General features: G+C 61.9%; 14 protein-coding genes. 7 read left to right on the forward strand and 7 right to left on the reverse strand.

What is annotated here, in order from left to right:
* Positions 1 to 52: 52 nt before the first annotated feature.
* Together AYR47_RS22630 and AYR47_RS22635 are read left to right on the forward strand one after the other, a co-directional pair.
* A complete protein-coding gene (locus AYR47_RS22630) occupies positions 53 to 1,639 on the forward strand; it encodes an arylsulfatase (protein ID WP_033902910.1) in 1,587 nt (528 codons plus the stop codon).
* Positions 1,640 to 1,697: 58 nt separating this feature from the next.
* Positions 1,698 to 4,190, forward strand: coding sequence for a fused MFS/spermidine synthase (locus AYR47_RS22635; protein WP_061436969.1), 2,493 nt, complete (start codon positions 1,698 to 1,700; stop codon positions 4,188 to 4,190).
* Positions 4,191 to 4,233: 43 nt separating this feature from the next.
* On the opposite strand, the gene AYR47_RS22640 is transcribed toward AYR47_RS22635, so the two are convergent.
* Positions 4,234 to 4,902 carry a DUF3313 domain-containing protein gene (locus tag AYR47_RS22640; protein ID WP_033902912.1) on the reverse strand — a complete coding sequence of 223 codons (669 nt, stop codon included), beginning with the start codon at positions 4,900 to 4,902 and terminating at the stop codon, positions 4,234 to 4,236.
* A 172-nt stretch (positions 4,903 to 5,074) separates the two neighbouring features.
* On the opposite strand from AYR47_RS22640, the gene AYR47_RS22645 reads away from it, so the two are divergent.
* Positions 5,075 to 7,267 carry a tetratricopeptide repeat protein gene (locus AYR47_RS22645; protein WP_061436971.1) on the forward strand — a complete coding sequence of 731 codons (2,193 nt, stop codon included), beginning with the start codon at positions 5,075 to 5,077 and terminating at the stop codon, positions 7,265 to 7,267.
* A gap of 20 nt (positions 7,268 to 7,287) precedes the next feature.
* Here the strand turns inward: AYR47_RS22645 and AYR47_RS22650 are convergent, their stop codons facing one another.
* Complete coding sequence (locus AYR47_RS22650; RefSeq protein WP_033902914.1) at positions 7,288 to 7,782, reverse strand: hypothetical protein; 495 nt, start codon at positions 7,780 to 7,782, stop codon at positions 7,288 to 7,290.
* Positions 7,783 to 7,948: 166 nt separating this feature from the next.
* On the opposite strand from AYR47_RS22650, the gene ccoN reads away from it, so the two are divergent.
* From ccoN to AYR47_RS22665, 3 genes are all read left to right on the forward strand, one after another.
* The gene (gene ccoN / locus AYR47_RS22655; RefSeq protein ID WP_033902915.1) at positions 7,949 to 9,376 is read left to right on the forward strand and encodes a cytochrome-c oxidase, cbb3-type subunit I; all 1,428 of its coding nucleotides are present in this window, start codon (positions 7,949 to 7,951) and stop codon (positions 9,374 to 9,376) included.
* A 1-nt stretch (position 9,377) separates the two neighbouring features.
* Entirely contained in the window at positions 9,378 to 9,587 is a 210-nt protein-coding gene (locus AYR47_RS22660) for a cbb3-type cytochrome c oxidase subunit 3 (RefSeq protein WP_033902916.1), read from the forward strand.
* A gap of 90 nt (positions 9,588 to 9,677) precedes the next feature.
* Entirely contained in the window at positions 9,678 to 10,367 is a 690-nt protein-coding gene (locus AYR47_RS22665; protein ID WP_061436974.1) for an aspartate/glutamate racemase family protein, read from the forward strand.
* Here AYR47_RS22665 and AYR47_RS22670 read toward each other — a convergent pair.
* From AYR47_RS22670 to AYR47_RS22685, 4 genes are all read right to left on the reverse strand, one after another.
* A complete protein-coding gene (locus AYR47_RS22670) occupies positions 10,364 to 10,876 on the reverse strand; it encodes a GNAT family N-acetyltransferase (RefSeq protein WP_038851527.1) in 513 nt (170 codons plus the stop codon). The genes AYR47_RS22665 and AYR47_RS22670 overlap by 4 nt on opposite strands.
* A gap of 61 nt (positions 10,877 to 10,937) precedes the next feature.
* The gene (locus AYR47_RS22675) at positions 10,938 to 12,002 is read right to left on the reverse strand and encodes a DUF1176 domain-containing protein (protein WP_061436976.1); all 1,065 of its coding nucleotides are present in this window, start codon (positions 12,000 to 12,002) and stop codon (positions 10,938 to 10,940) included.
* A 53-nt stretch (positions 12,003 to 12,055) separates the two neighbouring features.
* A complete protein-coding gene (locus AYR47_RS22680; RefSeq protein WP_061436978.1) occupies positions 12,056 to 13,195 on the reverse strand; it encodes a glycerate kinase in 1,140 nt (379 codons plus the stop codon).
* 91 nt (positions 13,196 to 13,286) lie between these two features.
* On the reverse strand, positions 13,287 to 14,393 hold the full coding sequence (locus AYR47_RS22685; RefSeq protein ID WP_033902921.1) for a sugar diacid recognition domain-containing protein: 1,107 nt from the start codon (positions 14,391 to 14,393) through the stop codon (positions 13,287 to 13,289).
* Positions 14,394 to 14,555: 162 nt separating this feature from the next.
* Here AYR47_RS22685 and AYR47_RS22690 point away from each other — a divergent pair, with 162 nt between their 5' ends.
* Positions 14,556 to 15,866, forward strand: coding sequence for an MFS transporter (locus AYR47_RS22690; RefSeq protein ID WP_016974773.1), 1,311 nt, complete (start codon positions 14,556 to 14,558; stop codon positions 15,864 to 15,866).
* Positions 15,867 to 15,879: 13 nt separating this feature from the next.
* On the opposite strand, the gene AYR47_RS22695 is transcribed toward AYR47_RS22690, so the two are convergent.
* Positions 15,880 to 16,584, reverse strand: coding sequence for an SDR family oxidoreductase (locus AYR47_RS22695; RefSeq protein ID WP_061436979.1), 705 nt, complete (start codon positions 16,582 to 16,584; stop codon positions 15,880 to 15,882).
* Positions 16,585 to 16,658 lie beyond the last annotated feature (74 nt).

Raw genomic sequence — 16,658 nt, forward strand, 5'->3', positions numbered from 1 at the left:
AAAAACGTTGGTCGCAGGCAATGCGACTCAAGCCCTAAAAGGAGCAAGTCTTATGACTCGCATACGTAAGTGGCTGCCGAAACTCGCCCTGGTGGCGGTTTCGGTGATCGGCGCCTCGGCATCCGCCTGGGCGGCCGAAAAGCCGAATATCCTGGTGATCTTCGGCGATGACATCGGGCAAACCAATATCAGCGCCTATTCCATGGGCGTGGTTGGCTACAAGACCCCGAATATCGACCGTATCGCCAAAGAAGGCATGATGTTCACCGACTACTACGCGGAGAACAGCTGCACCGCGGGGCGTTCGTCCTTCATCACTGGCCAGACGCCGTTGCGCACGGGCCTGTCGAAGGTGGGCGCCCCCGGTGCATCGGTGGGTTTGCAAAAACGCGATATCACCATTGCCCAGGCGCTTAAATCCCTGGGGTATGCCACCGGGCAATTCGGCAAGAACCACTTGGGCGACAAGGACGAATACCTGCCGACCAACCACGGTTTCGACGAGTTTTTCGGCAACCTCTATCACCTCAACGCCGAGGAAGAGCCGGAACGTCCCTATTGGCCCAAGGACGATGCGGAGTTCGTCAAGGCTAACTCCCCGCGCGGGGTGATCCACAGCTTCGCCGATGGCAAGATCGAAGACACCGGCGCCTTGACCACCAAGCGCATGGAAACCATCGACGACGAAACCACCGCGGCGGCCCAGGCGTTCATCAAGAAACAAGCCGAAGCCAACAAACCGTTCTTCGTGTGGATGAACACCACGCGCATGCACTTGTTCACCCATGTACGCGAATCGATGAAGGGCCAGAGCGGCATGCCCGGCAACGAATACGCGGACGGCATGGTGGAGCACGACGGTGACGTGGGCAAACTCCTGCAAACCCTCGACGACCTGAAGATCGCCGACAACACCATCGTGGTCTACACCACCGATAACGGGCCGAACCAGTTCTCTTGGCCGGACGCGGCGACGACGCCGTTCCGTAACGAGAAGAACTCCAACTGGGAAGGTGCCTATCGAGTGCCGGCGATGATTCGTTGGCCGGGCAAGATCAAGCCCGCCGAGGTCTCCAACGAGATGTTCTCGGGCATGGACTGGTTCCCCACGCTGCTGGCCGCAGCCGGTGACAGTGACGTGAAAGGCAAGTTGCTCAAGGGCTGGGCTCCCGTGACCGGAGGCAGCAACTTCAAGGTGCATCTGGATGGGTTCAACCAACTGCCCTACCTGACCGGCCAAGAACCGAAGGGCGCACGCGACGAGTTCTACTACTTCAACGATGACGGGGTCTTGGTGTCCGCGCGTTTTGGCAACTGGAAGGCGGTGTATTGCGAACAGCGGGCACCGGGTGGGTTCAAGGTGTGGAGCGAGCCGTTCGTGTGCCTGCGGGTGCCGAAGATCCTCAACCTGCGCATGGACCCTTATGAGCGGGCTGATGTGGTCTCCGATCAGTATTACGACTGGAGCACCAAAAACGTCTATCTGGTCGCGGTGGCGGTGACCAAATCGGCCAAGTTCCTCGAAACCTTTATCGAGTACCCGCCCAGCCAGAAACCGGCCAGCTTCAGTATCGACCAGATTCGAGCGGGCGTGGATGCGAAGATTGCCGAGAAGATGAAAGCGCAACCTGCGCCATAGTGATCCAAGGCCGCCCACTCGGGCGGCCTTCTTTAGGGTTGATAGAAGGTTCATCGCAATGTTGTCACGCACCGCCAGCAAGCCCATTGAAACCACCGCAACCCTCTCGATCCTGATCCCCGCCCTCCTCCTGTTCCTCTCCGGCGGTGCGGCCTTGGTGTATCAGGTGCTATGGATCAAGCAACTGTCCCTGGTGGTGGGCGTCGAGGTGTATGCAATTACCGCTGGCATCAGTGCGTTTTTTGCCGGGCTGGCATTGGGCGGCTGGCTGTTCGGACGTTTGGCGGACCGCTTCGCGCGGCCGCTGTTGTTGTATGCAGGTCTGGAATTACTGGTTGCTTTGCTCGGGGTGGGCGCAACGCTGGCCCTGGGCGTGGCGGCCGAACCGTTTGCCTGGTTGGAACACCGCATTGGCCTGCTGGCCTGGGCGTTGCCGTTTGCCCTGGTCGGGCTGCCGGCGGTGTTGATGGGCGGCACGTTGCCGGTACTGGTGCGCTCGCTGGGCATCGACGCCAAGGGCTTGAGCCAGGCGGGTGGACGCCTCTACGCGGCCAACACCGCCGGGGCGATTGTCGGGACGTTGCTCACGGCATTTGTATTGATTGCCCAGTTTGGCGTGCGCAGCAGTGCGCTTGTGGCGGCGGCGTTGAATCTGCTCGCTGCGGTGGGGGCAGTGTTGGCGGTGCGTCATCAAGCGCCTGTTGAGATCGCGCCGGCGCGCCTTGTGCAACCGGCGCGACTGGCATTGGTGCTGTACGCCATCGCCGGTGGCGTTGCCCTCGGGTATGAAGTGGTGTGGTCGCAGTCCATCGTGCAATTCATGAGTACCCGCACGTATGCGTTCGCCGTGGTACTTGCCACCTACCTCACCGGGTTGTTCATCGGCAGCCAGTTGATGTCAGGTCGTGTAGAACGTCTTCGCGATCCCTGGGGCGTGTTCGGCCTGCTGATCGCGGGTGCAGGCTTGGTGGCGCTGCTGGAAATCGCCCTGTTGGGGCGCTGGCTGGTACTGCTGCAAACCCAGGCTGAAGCACTGGTGCTGGGCCTGGGCGCAAGCGAACTGCCGGGCATGAGCGCACGTTTTGCGGTGGCGGCACTGTGCATCGTGTTTGTGCCGACCTTGCTGCTGGGCGCAGCGTTTCCCGTGGCGTTGCGCTTGAGTGTGGGCAATCGGCATGTCGGCCGTGACGTCGGCGCGGTGGTGGCCTTCAACACCTTGGGCGGGATTATCGGGGTGATGCTGTGCGGCTTTGTGCTGATCCCGTGGTTGGGGTTGGTACGGACCTTGGGCGTGTTGGCGGTGGTGGCTGGCGTCGTGGGGTATCTGGCGGTACGCCGTGGCCAGGGTGTTAAAAAAGGTCGGCGGCAAGCGGTGATTGCACTGGGGTTGGTGTCGCTAGCGGTCGCACTGCTGACCCCAATGGATCGCTTGGCCAAATTGCTGCCTGGTGCACGCAACGCCAGCCTGGCGTTTTACCAGGAAGGCCGTGGCGCGACGGTGGCAGTCGTTACCCAGGGCCAAGGAGCGCGGGCGTTTCAGCGGCTGTATATCCAGGGCGTCTCCAACACGGGAGACGCCATGCCGTCGCTGCGTTATATGCGGGTCCAGGCGCTGTTGCCGCTGCTGATTCACAACGCCGAGCCCAAGTCTGCACTGGTGATCGGCTTCGGCACCGGCATCACGGCGGGTGCGCTATTGCGCTATCCAGGCCTGGAACATCGGGTGGTCGCTGAACTCCTGCCAGCGGTGGTGCAAGCCGCCCCCTTGTTCAAAGGCAACTTCAATGCCGCCAGCGATCCAGGCATCGACTTGCGCTTGCGCGACGGTCGCCAGGAACTGCTGCGCAACCCGCAAGCCTACGACCTGATCACCCTGGAACCCCCGCCACCCTCCGCTGCCGGCGTGGTGAACCTGTATTCCCAGGACTTCTATGACTTAGCGGCGACGCGCCTCGAGAAAAACGGCTTGCTCGCCCAATGGCTGCCGCTGCCGACGCAAAACATCGACGACTCCCGCGCCTTGGTGCGCAGCTTCCTCAACGTGTTCCCGTACGCGTCGCTGTGGACCAGCGAGTTCCATGAGATGCTGCTGGTGGGCTCCCTGGAGCCGATCACCCTGGATGTACAACGCATACGCCAACGATTTGAGGATCAGGGCGTGCGCAGCGCCCTGGCGGACGTGGGTATCGATTCGGCGGCGACTCTGCTGGCAACCTGGGTCACTGATCGCCAGGGCCTTGAACGATTTGCCGGGGATACGTTGCCGGTCACCGACGATCAACCGCGCATTGAGTACGCGCCGTGGGTGCGCAGCAAGGAAATCACCCGCGTACTGCCGGCCTTGCTCGATCTGCGCGTGCCCGTGCCGCTGATCCATGCGGATGAGACTTTCGCTCGCACACTGGCTGCCGAGCAGCAACGCCTGATGCAGTTCTACCGCGCCAGCCTGCATGCCTACGACGGCGACCGGGATGCCTGGGGGCGGGATATGCGAGAGGTCATACGCGGGGACGGCGCCAATCCCTATTTCCGTTGGTTTGGCGGTCAGTGAAGCGGTGGTGAGGGCGCGTAGGCCCTCACCTCTTAAGGACTTTCTAGTGTTTGAGCTTGACGTATGACTGATGCAAGTCCGACGCCCAGCCGTCGATCACGCTTTTCACATCGTCGGCCTTCATTACCTGGGACTCATTGGCCAGCGGCTTGCCAGTGCCTTTGCGCACCACCTGAGCGATCACCTTGCCGTTGGCGCCGTCGAGGAACTGCGCCTCGGTGCCCAGGGTGGTTTCCTGGTCACGATGGCCGGACGCGGTGCTGACCGTCGCGACGACCAGCGCTACGGGGATGTATTCATACGGAGCAAGGCCTTCGGTCTTGCTGCTCACGGCGGTGATCGCCGCCCGCACGACGATGACACCCGGCCCGGGCGCATTGGCCAGCGGCAAGGATTTTTCCAGCTCACGCTTGAGCGCCTGGTTGTAATAGGTGTTGATGCCGTTCAGGGTGCTTTCCGGGATTTTCGCGGTAGCCTGGGGCTTGGGGTAGAACTGGGTCGGTTCGACGAACACCGCGTGGTAGCGGCTGAGGTCCAGCTTGGGATCGACCCAACGCATCACCTCGGCTCCCGAAGGCGACTTGGCTTCCTTGAGTTGGCTGTAGTCGGAGAGAAAGCCGGAGTACTCATCCGGTGAAGTGACCTTGCTGGCACAACCTGCCATGGCGACCGACGCCACGCACAGCGTGCTGATCATTAGCCTTAGTTTCATCATTGAACTCCCTGGCGATCATCATCGAAACAGTGAGCTGTAGGTATAGCCAATCCTGGGGAATTAACCTCATTTGCGCGGCCTGTTTGACAGACCAGCACCCAGCGTCAAAGCTGCACAGAGCTTAAGCGCGCCAATAGAGCGTCCACGCATCAAGACAACGGAAGTCGGAATGCCCAAGCCAAAAAAACAACACGCCGCGCCCCACCGTGAATCACCCCGTCGCTACCTCTACCCCGTTTTGATTGTGTTGCTGTTGTTGGCCATGGCAGGGGTCTGGTTCTTCCTGCAGGCCAGTACGCCTCGGTTGCCGACGCCGGTGGTAGCCGCCAAGCCGGTGGTCATGCCCCCGGCCACCCTGGTCGATGAGCAACAGTGTCAAGGCTGCCACCAAGCCCAGGCCAAGGATTGGCAAGGCTCGCACCATCAACTGGCGATGCAATTGGCCACGCCGCAGACCGTGCCGGCGGACTTCAACGATGCGAGCTTTACCGGCGAAGGTGAGACCACGCGGTTCTTCCGCCGGGGCGATGATTTCTGGGTCAACACACCAGGCAGCGACGGCAAGCTGGCCGACTTCAAGGTGGCCTACACCTTTGGCATCGCACCGTTACAGCAATACCTGATCGACGTCGGAGGCGGTCGCCTGCAAGCCCTCGGCGTGGCTTGGGATACCCCACAAAACCGCTGGTTTCACCTGTATCCCGGCCAGGGCGTGAACTTCAAGAACCCGCTGCACTGGAGCAAACCCAGCCAGAACGCCAACTTCATGTGCGTGGAATGCCACACCACTGGCTACAAACGTAATTTCGATGCACAGAACAACACCTTCGACAGTCAATGGAACAGCCTCGGTGTCGGCTGCCAGGCGTGCCATGGCCCGGCGTCCAACCACCTGCAATGGGCCGCGAAAAAAGGCGACCTGCTGCACGCAGGCTTCGCCGTGGACCTCAAAGACAAGGACGCCACCGTCGAACTGGAAACCTGCGCCCGCTGCCATGCACGCCGTGCGCCCCTGGGCGATGGCTATACCGTGGGCAAACGCCTGATGGACGACTACCTGCCCAGCGTGCTGACCCGTGAGCTGTATGCCCTGGACGGCAAAATCAAGGATGAGGTGTTCGAACACGGCTCCTTCGCTCAAAGCAAAATGGCCGAGAAAGGCGTGCGTTGCAGCAACTGCCATAACCCCCACAGCAATGAACTCAAGGCGCCAGGCAATGCGGTGTGCCTGCAATGCCATAACACCGCCGGTAAAACCTCGATCACCACAGTGGATGGGCGCGGGCTACAGGCCAAAAACTACGATTCTCCTGAACACACCGGTAAACCGGGCGCGTTCTGCGTTGACTGCCATATGCCAGGCAAAGTCTATATGGGCAACGACTTGCGTCATGACCACAGCTTCAGCATCCCTGCCGGGGCAAGGGATGTACTCAAGGCACCCACTTACGCCGAGAGCATGGTGTTGATTCGCGGCGGCCAAACCGGTGCGGCCCAGGCGCTGTATGACCAACTGGCTCGCAACAATCTACCGGCCATCCAACGCGCGACGCTGTTGGTCGAACTGCCCAACTATCCCAGTGAACAGGCGTTGACACTGGCGACCAAGGACCTCCTCCACCCTGCCCCGCAAGTGCGGGAAAGTGCCGTGCGTGCCGTCAGCGCCCTGCTGCCGCCAGCGGAACGCGTCACCCTGTACGCGCCCTTGCTCAGGGATCCCGTGCGCGCCGTGCGGATCATTGCCGCGCGGGACTTGTTGAGTGTGCCCGGCCAAGGGCCCGCCTGGGACAGCGCCATCGCTGAATACGAACAGGTGCAATCAAGCCTGCTGGAGCGCGCCGAAGCCAACCTCAACCTGGCGATGCTCTACCAGGCCAGCGGCCGTGGCGACAAAGTGGAAGCGCAATTGCGCACGGCGCTGCTACGCGACCCGGATTTCTTCCCGGCGCTGGTCACCCTGGCGCAGTGGCTGGAAGCCAACGGCCGTACGCCAGAAGCACGCGGCCTGATTGCTGATGAGTTGGCCCGGCACCCAGACGCCGCACTGTTACAGCACACCCAGGGCTTGATGCTGATTCGCTCGGGCGACACGGCAAAAGCCATGCCCCACCTGCGCAACGCCGCCCGCCTGGAGCCTGCCAACGGTCAGTTCACCTTTGTGCTGGCGGTGGCGTTGCATGACAGCGGCCGTGTCGACGAAGCCTGCCAGCAACTGGAAAACCTGCTCAAGCGCCAGCCGTATCACCGTAATGCGCGGCTGTCGTTGATCCAGTACTACCTGGAAAACGGTCAGGAGCCCAAGGCGCAGGTAGTGATGCAACGTTGGAAAAAGCTCAACCCTGGTGATCCAGCGCTTAAATAAACTTGCCCACAACCGACAGTTCAGACACGTTCGCGTGGAATCAGGCTCTGCAACTGCGAGGCCAGGAAATTCGCGTCGAAGCCAAAGGTGTCCGGGTCTTTCAGGCCATTGGTCTTCTTCCACAACCAATCGTTTTTGTCCGCCGGCAGCACCAGCGAAACGCTGCCGTGGCGTGCAGCGGTCAAGCCCATGACCGATACGGAGATCAACCCGCCCACACCCATCACGTCCGGCACGAATTCCACCGGTTTACCGGTGATATTCACGGTTAGTTTCTCGGTCTTGAACGTCGATGTCTCCACCGGCACGCTGGGCCCGCTGGCGACATAGGCTTCACGATGCACCTCCAGCAAGCCGATCGTCTTCACCGGCGCAAGCCACTGCTCAATCTGGCCGAACAATTCATCGAGCTTTTGCGTCCAACGGGCTGACTGCACATCGAATTGCTGTTTTTTATGCGCTTCGCTGTCGGCGTAATGACGAAGCATCTCGCCCAGTTGCTGTACATCGTCCATTGCGGATTTCCTTGGGTGAGCCAGGTTGCGAAGCCTGATCATGGCAGATGCAGTCGTTCAACGTACGGCTTAAAACTGATCCGCAACAATGAGGTTTTACTGAGCCTGTTTTGTTTTGCCCACGCTTCCTACAGTGCCGCCACTTGGAACCGTGGGAGGACTGAGCATGAGCACAGCAACAATCGGGCAGGCCTATAACTATAAAGTCGTCCGCCAATTTGTTATCGCCACTATCGTCTGGGGCGTGGTGGGCATGGCCATGGGCGTGTGGATCGCCTCGCAACTGGTGTGGCCGGAAATGAACCTGGACCTGCCCTGGACCACCTTTGGCCGTTTGCGGCCCTTACACACCAGCCTGGTGATCTTCGGTTTTGCCGGCAGCGCGCAGTTTGCCGCCAGCTACTACGCGGTACAGCGCACCTGCCAGGTGCGCTTGTTTTCCGACAAGCTGGCAGCCTTTACCTTCTGGGGCTGGCAGTCAGTGATCGTGATCATGCTGATCAGCTTGCCGCTGGGCTACACCACCACCAAGGAATACGCCGAGATCGAGTTCTCCGGCGCGGTGTGGATGGCTGTGGTTTGGGTGGCCTATGCCATTGTGTTTTTCACCACCGTGGTGCGACGCAAAACCCAACATATTTACGTGGGCAACTGGTTTTTCGGCGCCTTTATCTTGGTGATCGCCATGTTGCACGTGGTCAACCACTTGGCGATCCCGGTGGATTGGTTCAAGTCGTACCCGGTGTATTCCGGGGCCACCGATGCGATGGTGCAGTGGTGGTACGGACACAACGCCGTAGGGTTTTTCCTGACCACCGGTTTTTTGGGGATGATGTATTACTTCGTGCCGAAACAAGTCGGACGCCCGGTGTACTCCTATCGTCTTTCCATCGTGCACTTCTGGGCGTTGATCACCCTGTATATCTGGGCTGGCCCGCATCACCTGCACTACACCGCCCTGCCGGATTGGGCGCAGTCATTGGGCATGGCCATGTCGCTGATTCTGCTGGCACCGAGCTGGGGCGGGATGATCAACGGCATGATGACCTTGTCCGGCGCCTGGCATAAGTTGCGCACCGACCCGATCCTGCGGTTCCTGGTGCTGTCCCTGGCGTTCTACGGCATGTCGACGTTCGAAGGGCCGATGATGGCGATCAAGACCGTCAACGCCCTGTCCCACTACACCGACTGGACCATCGGCCACGTACACGCCGGGGCCCTGGGATGGGTGGCGATGATCACCTTTGGCTCGCTGTACCACATGATCCCCAAAGTGTTCGGGCGCGAGCAGATGCACAGTGTGCCGCTGATCAACCTGCACTTCTGGCTCGCGACTATCGGCACCGTGCTGTACATCGCGTCGATGTGGGTCAACGGCATCACCCAAGGCCTGATGTGGCGGGCGGTCAACGATGACGGCACCCTCACCTATTCCTTTGTCGAAGCCTTGCAGGCCAGCCATCCGGGGTTTGTGGTGCGGTTTGCCGGGGGCGTGTTCTTTCTTACGGGGATGGTGCTGATGGCCTACAACACTTGGCGCACGGTGCGAGTCGCGGACGTGAAAATGGCGCAGCGCGATGCGCGGATCGCCTGAGATGTGGGGCCTGCTGATGGTGGTGTGCCTGTACGGCGCGGTGGAGTATTGCCTGCGCGGCCAGTCGGACAAAAGCCTGGACGACGCCAGCCTGATGCCCTTTGCCGATGACCCGGAGGTGGCGCGGCGCGTGGAGCGGGCGACCGGCAAGCGGATCAACGCGGTGGCACCGGAGGAAGCCAAGCCGGGTTGGATCAACCTGGACATGTGAAACTGCACCGGTCATTTCGCGGCCAACTGCGTATGACTAATCCCCGGCCGATGGGTAAGGTGAAGCGACTTTCGTTGTCAGGAGCATCGCATGCGCACCATCGGCCTTATCGGCGGCATGAGCTGGGAGTCCAGCGCCGAGTATTACCGCATCATCAACCAGCGCGTGCGCGACCAGCTCGGCCCGCTGCGCTCGGCGCAACTGTTGATGTACAGCGTGGATTTCGGCCCGGTGGAACAGGCCCAGCACGCCGGCCGTTGGGATGACGCCGCGCTGATCCTCGAAGATGCCGCGCGCCGTCTGCAAGCCGGTGGCGCCGAGTGTGTGGTTCTGTGTACCAACACCATGCATTTGGTAGCGCCGCGCATTGAAGCGGCGGTGTCGATTCCGTTCCTGCACATCGCCGATGCGGCAGGTGCAGCGGCAGTAGAGGCCGGCACGCTGACCGTCGGCCTGCTCGGCACCGCGTTTACCATGGAGCAGGACTTCCTCAAATCGCGCCTGGCGGCCCAGGGCCTGACCGTGCTGGTGCCCGAGGCGGACGAGCGCCAAGCCGTGCACCGGATTATCTATGAGGAGTTGTGCGTCGGCGTGATCAGCGATGCGTCACGCAAGGTCTACCAAGCGGTGATCGAGTCCCTGGCCGCACGCGGCGCCCAGGCGATCATCCTCGGTTGCACGGAAATCAGCCTGTTGATCAAGCCCGAGCACAGCGACCTGCCGCTGCTGGACACCACCGAGCTGCATGCGCAGGCTGCGGTGGCGTTTGCCCTGGGCTAAGCCGACTGGCGCAGGCGCGCCATGCTGACGGTGTCGACAAACTGGCCGTCACGCAGCGCGTAGTCGCGCAACACGCCTTCGACCTCAAAGCCGAACTTGCGGTACAGCCTCTGTGCCGCTTCGTTGTCGGCGTACACCGTGAGTTCCACCCGGCGCAGGTTCATCCAGTTGTCGGCCACGTCCAGCGCGGCCGTCAGCAGGCGCGAGCCAACCCCTTTGCCCTGCCACGCCGTGGCCACGCCCATGCCGAATGAACCGACATGGGCCTGGCGTACCCGCAGGTACTGTTCCAGGCCAAGCTGGCCGATCACCTCCCCCCCGTGCACGGCCACCAGTTGCAGGCGCCGCTCGTTGTCCTGGACCAGTTTATTACGCCACGCCTCGACCGACTGGAAAGGCATTTGCAGCACCTGACGGCACACGGCCGGTTCGTTATAGAGCGCAGCGACGCCTTCAAGGTGGGCCTCAGTGAAGCGCTGGATCACGATATGGGGTTCAGGTGTGTGCATTGCGTTTCATCCTTTGAAAAACAAGTGGCCGGCCAGTGTAGAGGCGCTGTGGGCCCGATGGCTAGGGTGCTGGCATGGTCGTCCACAACGCTGGCCAATCACCGTAGCCGACCCCGGTGCAGCGCGGCATTCTGTGGAACTCGCTGAGCTGGAAACGCTTGCCATCGAACACCCAGGAAGCCCCGCCGCCGCAATCACCGATCCCACGCTGCTTGTAGAAATAACTCAGGGTTCCGGACGCTTCGTCATACCCGACCGAGCCTTGCAGCGCGGCGTCTTCCAGGGGCAGCGGTTGCAGGTCCATTGGCGTTTGCTTGTAAGGCGCCTGGCGCTCACGGCTGCTCACATCGAACTCGCAGTTATAGGCCGCACAGTCATAACGCGTCACCGTCATGGCCTGTTGCGCTGTCAGCGCGCCAACTTTTGCCTCGGGCTCGCCTTCCTCAGGCTTCACGGCCTGCAAGGCAGCAGCCACCAGGCCAGCCTGCTCCTGGGCAGTCAGCGGCGGCGCCACTGCAAACTTGCGCAGCACCGGCGCCGGCACGCGTGGCGCAACCTCACTGGCGGCGCCCTTTCCGGGCCGTGCCAGAGCCGTCACGTTGTCCACACGGCCCTGCACGGCATCCATCAACAGCAACGAAGCACTCAGCCCGCTGAGCGACACATGTGCCGCCTCATCGCCCGGTAACTGCAAACGCTGGCCATTGCGCAAGCGTTGCAACCAGCGCCGCGCGGCCGCCTCCTCGATCACCCCGAAGGACTGCACCTCGGGGTCGCCGCCCTGGTCATCCAGCTCGACGTGCAAGTCCTGCGTCAGTTCCAGGCCCAGCGGCTTGCCATCCAGCAGTAAATCAGACAGGTCCACCTCCTCGCCTCGATGGTCAAAACGCAAACGCAGATAGCCTTGAGGACCGGCCTGGTGCCAGAGGTGCAAGGTCAGCGAGCTGTAATCCTCTTCATCGACGCCACTCGGCGCACTGAGGGCGTGGCAATTGCGCAAGTTGTCGCAACCGATGACCCACTGCTTGATCTCCCGCAGCAGCGGGACCGTTTCGGTAGGAGGTTGAGCGAAGGCTGGGGCGGTGGCGCCTGTCAGAAACAGAGCCAGGAGTGCGGGGCGCAGCATAGGGACTCTCCGTGTCGAAAAGGCGCGGATTGTCCCATGCCTGGGGTTTTACGTCAGCGCCGTGTTGCCACGCGCCATACCCGCGCAATATCCGCCGCCCGCTCCTGCAATAAACGCGGTGCCTCGCTGCATGCCTGTTCCAGGCTCATCGGGCCGCAAGGCAAGGCAAAGGCGGCGTCTACGCCGTGGGCGTACATCTGTTCGTAGCCATCACCCAAGGTGCCGGCAATCACGATCACCGGTACGTTGTGTTGTTGGGCAATGCGTGCCACGCCGAACGGGGTTTTTCCGCGCAGGGTCTGGGCGTCGAAGCGGCCTTCGCCGGTGATCACCAGGTCGGCGCCACGTACTGCTTCATCCAGGCCGACCAGCTCGGCCACCACGTCGACACCCGCGCGGAACTGCGCGCCCAGGAAGGCCTTGGCGGCGAAGCCCAGGCCGCCCGCTGCGCCGCTGCCAGGTTCGTCGCGTACATCGTTGGGCAGGACCTTGGCGCAGTGGTCGGCGAAGTGGCCCAGTGCAGCGTCCAGCTGTTGGACTTGCTCGGGGTTCGCGCCCTTTTGCGGGCCAAAAATCGCGGAGGCGCCGTGGGGGCCGCACAGCGGGTTGTTGACGTCGGCGGCGATTTCAAAGCGTACCTGGGCCAGGCGTGGGTCGAGGTTTTCAAGGTTGATCTGTGCCAGGCGGGCCAAGGCCAGGCCACCGGGCGGGAGTGCCTGGTGTTCGGCATCGAACAGTTGCACGCCGAGCGCCTGCATCGCCCCTGCGCCGCCATCGTTGGTGGCACTGCCGCCAATCGCCAGGATGATGCGCTGGGCGCCGGCATCCAGGGCGGCGCGGATCAGTTCGCCGGTGCCATAGGTGGTGGTTTTGCAGGCGTCGCGCTGGCCCGTTGGGACCAGTTGCAAACCGCTGGCTTCAGCCATTTCGATGATTGCGGTGTGGCTGTCGGCCAACCAGCCCCAATGCGCTTCAACTGCGACACCCAGCGGGCCGCGTACGGTGTGGTGAAGCAATTCGCCATTACAGGCGGCCAGCACCGAATCCACCGTACCTTCACCGCCATCCGCCATCGGGCACTGGATCAAATGCGCATCCGGCCAGACCTGGGCCAAGCCGGCCGCGATGGCCTGGGCGACGCCTTCGGCACTCAGGCTGTCCTTGAACGAGTCGGGGGCGATGATGATTTTCATGGGCTTTCTCCGGTTTTTATAACGCCCATGCTGCCAGTTGCCACGGCCGATGACGCCGGTCCGATGCACAAGTACCGCGGCGCTTTGTTGTTCATTCCGACAAAGGCTGGGGCAGCAGCTGTACGCCCAGGTAGAGCGCGAGCATGCCGTCCAGGGTCAAGGGGTCGACGCCACTGAGTTCGGCAATCCGTTCCATGCGGTAACGCAGGCTGTTGCGGTGAATACCCAGGGCATCGGCACAGGCCTGGCTTTGCCCGTCGTGTTCACACCAACTGCGCAATGTGGCTTGCAGCTGACCATTGCTGTCCTTGGCCAGCACTTTGCGCAAAGGGTTGAGCAGTTCGTCGAGCGCATCGTCATTGCGATGGCGCCAGAGCATCACGGGCAAGCGATAGCGATTGAGGGTCAACAGGCGCGACTGCGGCAGTACATCACGGCCATAGGCGAGCAGATCACCCACGCGTCGATAGCAACGGCGCAGCCCGGCCAGACCATCCGCTTGCCCGCCCACGGCGACACGCAGGATGTTCCAACCGAGACCTTCGAGTTTTTCCAGCAAACGCGGGTTGTCGACCGGCACTGCCGCTGGCCGGCACCACAGCAATGAGTATTGCGCCGAGCTGACACACCAGCTGTCCGGATAACGCGAGGTCAGCCAGGCACTCAGGGCTTCCGCCGATTGCCCTGCGCCCAGTTCAAACAGGTACGGCGTGCGTGCCAGTTGCGGCTTGAGCCCCAGTTGCTGCGCTTCGTCCACCAGGCGCGGCGAATCGCCAGCTTCCGCCAACAGCAAGGCCAGCAGATCATCACAACGCTGGCGCCGCCATTGTTGCTCGGCCTGCTGGTGGCGATGGCTGACCAGCATCTCGGCGGTCATGCGCACCAGTTCGGCGTAAGTGCGCAGGCCTTCGGGTTCGCCGGTGATGCCAAGCACGCCGATCAGGCGCCCGTCGTGCAGCAACGGCAGGTTGATGCCCGGTTGCACGCCCTTGAGGTGCTTGGCGGTCTGGCCATCAATTTCCACCACGCGACCATTGGCCAGCACCAGTTGTGCGCCTTCATGGCGGGTGTTGATGCGCTCGGGCTCGCCGCTGCCGAGAATCAGGCCTTGGCTGTCCATGACGTTGACGTTGTAGGGCAGGATCGCCATGGTCCGATCGACGATATCCTGCGCCAGGTCATGATCCAGCTCGAACATGGGGCTAAATTCCTTGAAAGCGATGGGTTGTTCATAGGCACAGCGCAAAGCCGGGTTCGCTGTGCGCAAGCACAAAGACAGCAGCCTGCCAGGTGGCCGAGACTCAGTGGGCGATCAACGTTACCCTCGCATCGCGAAAAATCATAATAAAGAGAGACTGCCATGTCACAGAGCGCCACGACCCCACTGGCCACCGATGACGATAAAAACGCCATCTACAAGCGCATTACCCTGCGCCTGATCCCCTTCATTTTCATCTGCTATCTGTTCAACTACCTCGACCGGGTAAACGTTGGCTTTGCCAAGTTGCAGATGCTCGATGCGTTGAAATTCAGCGAAACCGTATACGGCCTCGGTGCCGGGATCTTCTTCATCGGCTACGTGCTGTGTGGCGTACCGAGCAACCTGGCGCTGACCAAGTTCGGTCCACGGCGCTGGATTGCGTTGATGATGATCGTCTGGGGCACGCTGTCCACCTGCCTGCTGTTCGTCACCACGCCGACACACTTCTACACCTTGCGCCTATTCACCGGTGCCGCCGAAGCGGGCTTCTTCCCCGGCGTGGTGCTGTACCTCTCGCAGTGGTTCCCGACCTTCCGCCGTGGGCGGATCATGGCGCTGTTCATGTCGGCGATCCCGGTTTCCGGGTTGCTCGGCAGCCCGTTCTCCGGCTGGATCCTCAACCACTTCGCCGCTGGCCAAGGCGGCCTCGCGGGCTGGCAGTGGATGTTCCTGCTGCAAGGCATCCCGACCGTCGTGCTGGGCGCCCTCGCCTACTTCCTGCTCAGCGACAGCTTTGCCAACGCCAAGTGGCTCAAGCCCCACGAACGCGCAGTACTGGAAGCCGATCAGGCGACCGACCTGGCGAACAAGCCGAAGACCACCACCGATTCCCTCGCGGAGGTGTTCAAGAACCCTGCCATCTGGGCGTTCGGCCTGATCTACTTCTGCATCCAGAGCGGCGTGTACGCCATCAACTTCTGGCTGCCGTCGATCATCAAGAACCTGGGGTTCAGCGATAACCTGGTGATCGGCTGGCTGAGTGCGATCCCTTACCTGCTGGCGGCAGTCTTCATGTTGCTGGTGGGCCGCTCCGCCGACTTGCGCAAGGAGCGTCGCTGGCACTTGGTGGTGCCGATGCTGATGGGCGCTGTCGGCCTGGTGATCGCAGTGAACTTCGCGACCACACCGGCCATTGCAATCCTCGGCCTGACCATCGCCACCATGGGCGCCCTCACCGGCCTGCCGATGTTCTGGCCGGTGCCGACCGCCATGCTCAGTGCCGGCGCGGCGGCAGGTGGCCTGGCGTTGATCAACTCCATGGGCCAGATGGCCGGCTTCCTCAGCCCGTATATCGTCGGCTTTGTGAAGGATGCCACCGGGTCCACGGACGTGGCGTTGTACCTGCTGGCGGCGGTGATCGTGGCCGGTAGTGTGTTGGCGCTACGAATGACGCGCACCCTGAAGGCTTAAAACGCTCCAGCCATCAGAGCAGACCGCCGCCGTCGATATCAATGACGGCGCCGGTCATAAAGCCATTTTCCATGACCAGTACATACCCGGCCCCAACCTCCTCCGCCTGCCCCACTCGCCCCACCGGCAGCGCACCGCCGGCCTTGGCAAACATCGCCAAGCGCTGATCGTCTGCAAGCCCGGCATAGGCCGGCGTATCAATCACCCCCGGACTGATCGCATTGACCCGGCGTGGCGCCAGTTCCTTGGCCAATTGCTTGACCAGCGCTTCGGTCGCAGCGTTGATACCGGTCTTGATGAATTGCCCCGCCACGGATTTACGCCCCAATTGCCCGGAGGTCAGGCTGATACTGCCGTGCTCGCTCAAAAATGGCAGTGCCAACTGGATGGCCCGCAGTGAGCCCCACAGTTTTACGTTGAAGTTTTCCTGGGCTTCGCTCAGGTCGGTTTCGATCAAGGTCTTGGCGCGTACGCTCGGCCCCGAGGTGTAGACCAGGTGATCAAAGCGCCCCACCGTTTCGTACAGGCGTTGCAGGGAAGCTGCATCAGTGACGTCAACCGGCTCGCTGCGCAAGCCGTTTTCTACGCCGGGCACCAGGCGCCGCCCGGCCAACACCACCTGCGCACCCCGCGCGGCAGCAGCCTTAGCCACGGCGGCACCGATGCCGCTGCTGCCGCCGATCACGATGACGGTTTTGCCATTGAGGGAAGAAGTCATGGAAGAGATTCCTGATTGAGAAAGTGAGTGTTTATCTTCCCAGCTTGGCAATCCGCGAAAAATCCCGGTAAAAC

Source organism: Pseudomonas azotoformans, from assembly GCF_001579805.1.
In the GTDB taxonomy this organism is placed as follows: domain Bacteria; phylum Pseudomonadota; class Gammaproteobacteria; order Pseudomonadales; family Pseudomonadaceae; genus Aquipseudomonas; species Aquipseudomonas azotoformans_A.

Bases quoted from the DNA above. Each gene is read 5' to 3' on its own strand.
- AYR47_RS22680 (WP_061436978.1), bottom strand. From the start codon at position 13,195: ATGAAAATCATCATCGCCCCCGACTCGTTCAAGGACAGCCTGAGTGCC.
- AYR47_RS22685 (WP_033902921.1), bottom strand. From the start codon at position 14,393: ATGTTCGAGCTGGATCATGACCTGGCGCAGGATATCGTCGATCGGACC.
- AYR47_RS22635 (WP_061436969.1), top strand. From the start codon at position 1,698: ATGTTGTCACGCACCGCCAGCAAGCCCATTGAAACCACCGCAACCCTC.
- AYR47_RS22690 (WP_016974773.1), top strand. From the start codon at position 14,556: ATGTCACAGAGCGCCACGACCCCACTGGCCACCGATGACGATAAAAAC.
- AYR47_RS22650 (WP_033902914.1), bottom strand. From the start codon at position 7,782: ATGGACGATGTACAGCAACTGGGCGAGATGCTTCGTCATTACGCCGAC.
- AYR47_RS22640 (WP_033902912.1), bottom strand. From the start codon at position 4,902: ATGAAACTAAGGCTAATGATCAGCACGCTGTGCGTGGCGTCGGTCGCC.
- ccoN (WP_033902915.1), top strand. From the start codon at position 7,949: ATGAGCACAGCAACAATCGGGCAGGCCTATAACTATAAAGTCGTCCGC.
- AYR47_RS22660 (WP_033902916.1), top strand. From the start codon at position 9,378: ATGTGGGGCCTGCTGATGGTGGTGTGCCTGTACGGCGCGGTGGAGTAT.
- AYR47_RS22630 (WP_033902910.1), top strand. From the start codon at position 53: ATGACTCGCATACGTAAGTGGCTGCCGAAACTCGCCCTGGTGGCGGTT.
- AYR47_RS22665 (WP_061436974.1), top strand. From the start codon at position 9,678: ATGCGCACCATCGGCCTTATCGGCGGCATGAGCTGGGAGTCCAGCGCC.
- AYR47_RS22645 (WP_061436971.1), top strand. From the start codon at position 5,075: ATGCCCAAGCCAAAAAAACAACACGCCGCGCCCCACCGTGAATCACCC.
- AYR47_RS22695 (WP_061436979.1), bottom strand. From the start codon at position 16,584: ATGACTTCTTCCCTCAATGGCAAAACCGTCATCGTGATCGGCGGCAGC.
- AYR47_RS22675 (WP_061436976.1), bottom strand. From the start codon at position 12,002: ATGCTGCGCCCCGCACTCCTGGCTCTGTTTCTGACAGGCGCCACCGCC.
- AYR47_RS22670 (WP_038851527.1), bottom strand. From the start codon at position 10,876: ATGCACACACCTGAACCCCATATCGTGATCCAGCGCTTCACTGAGGCC.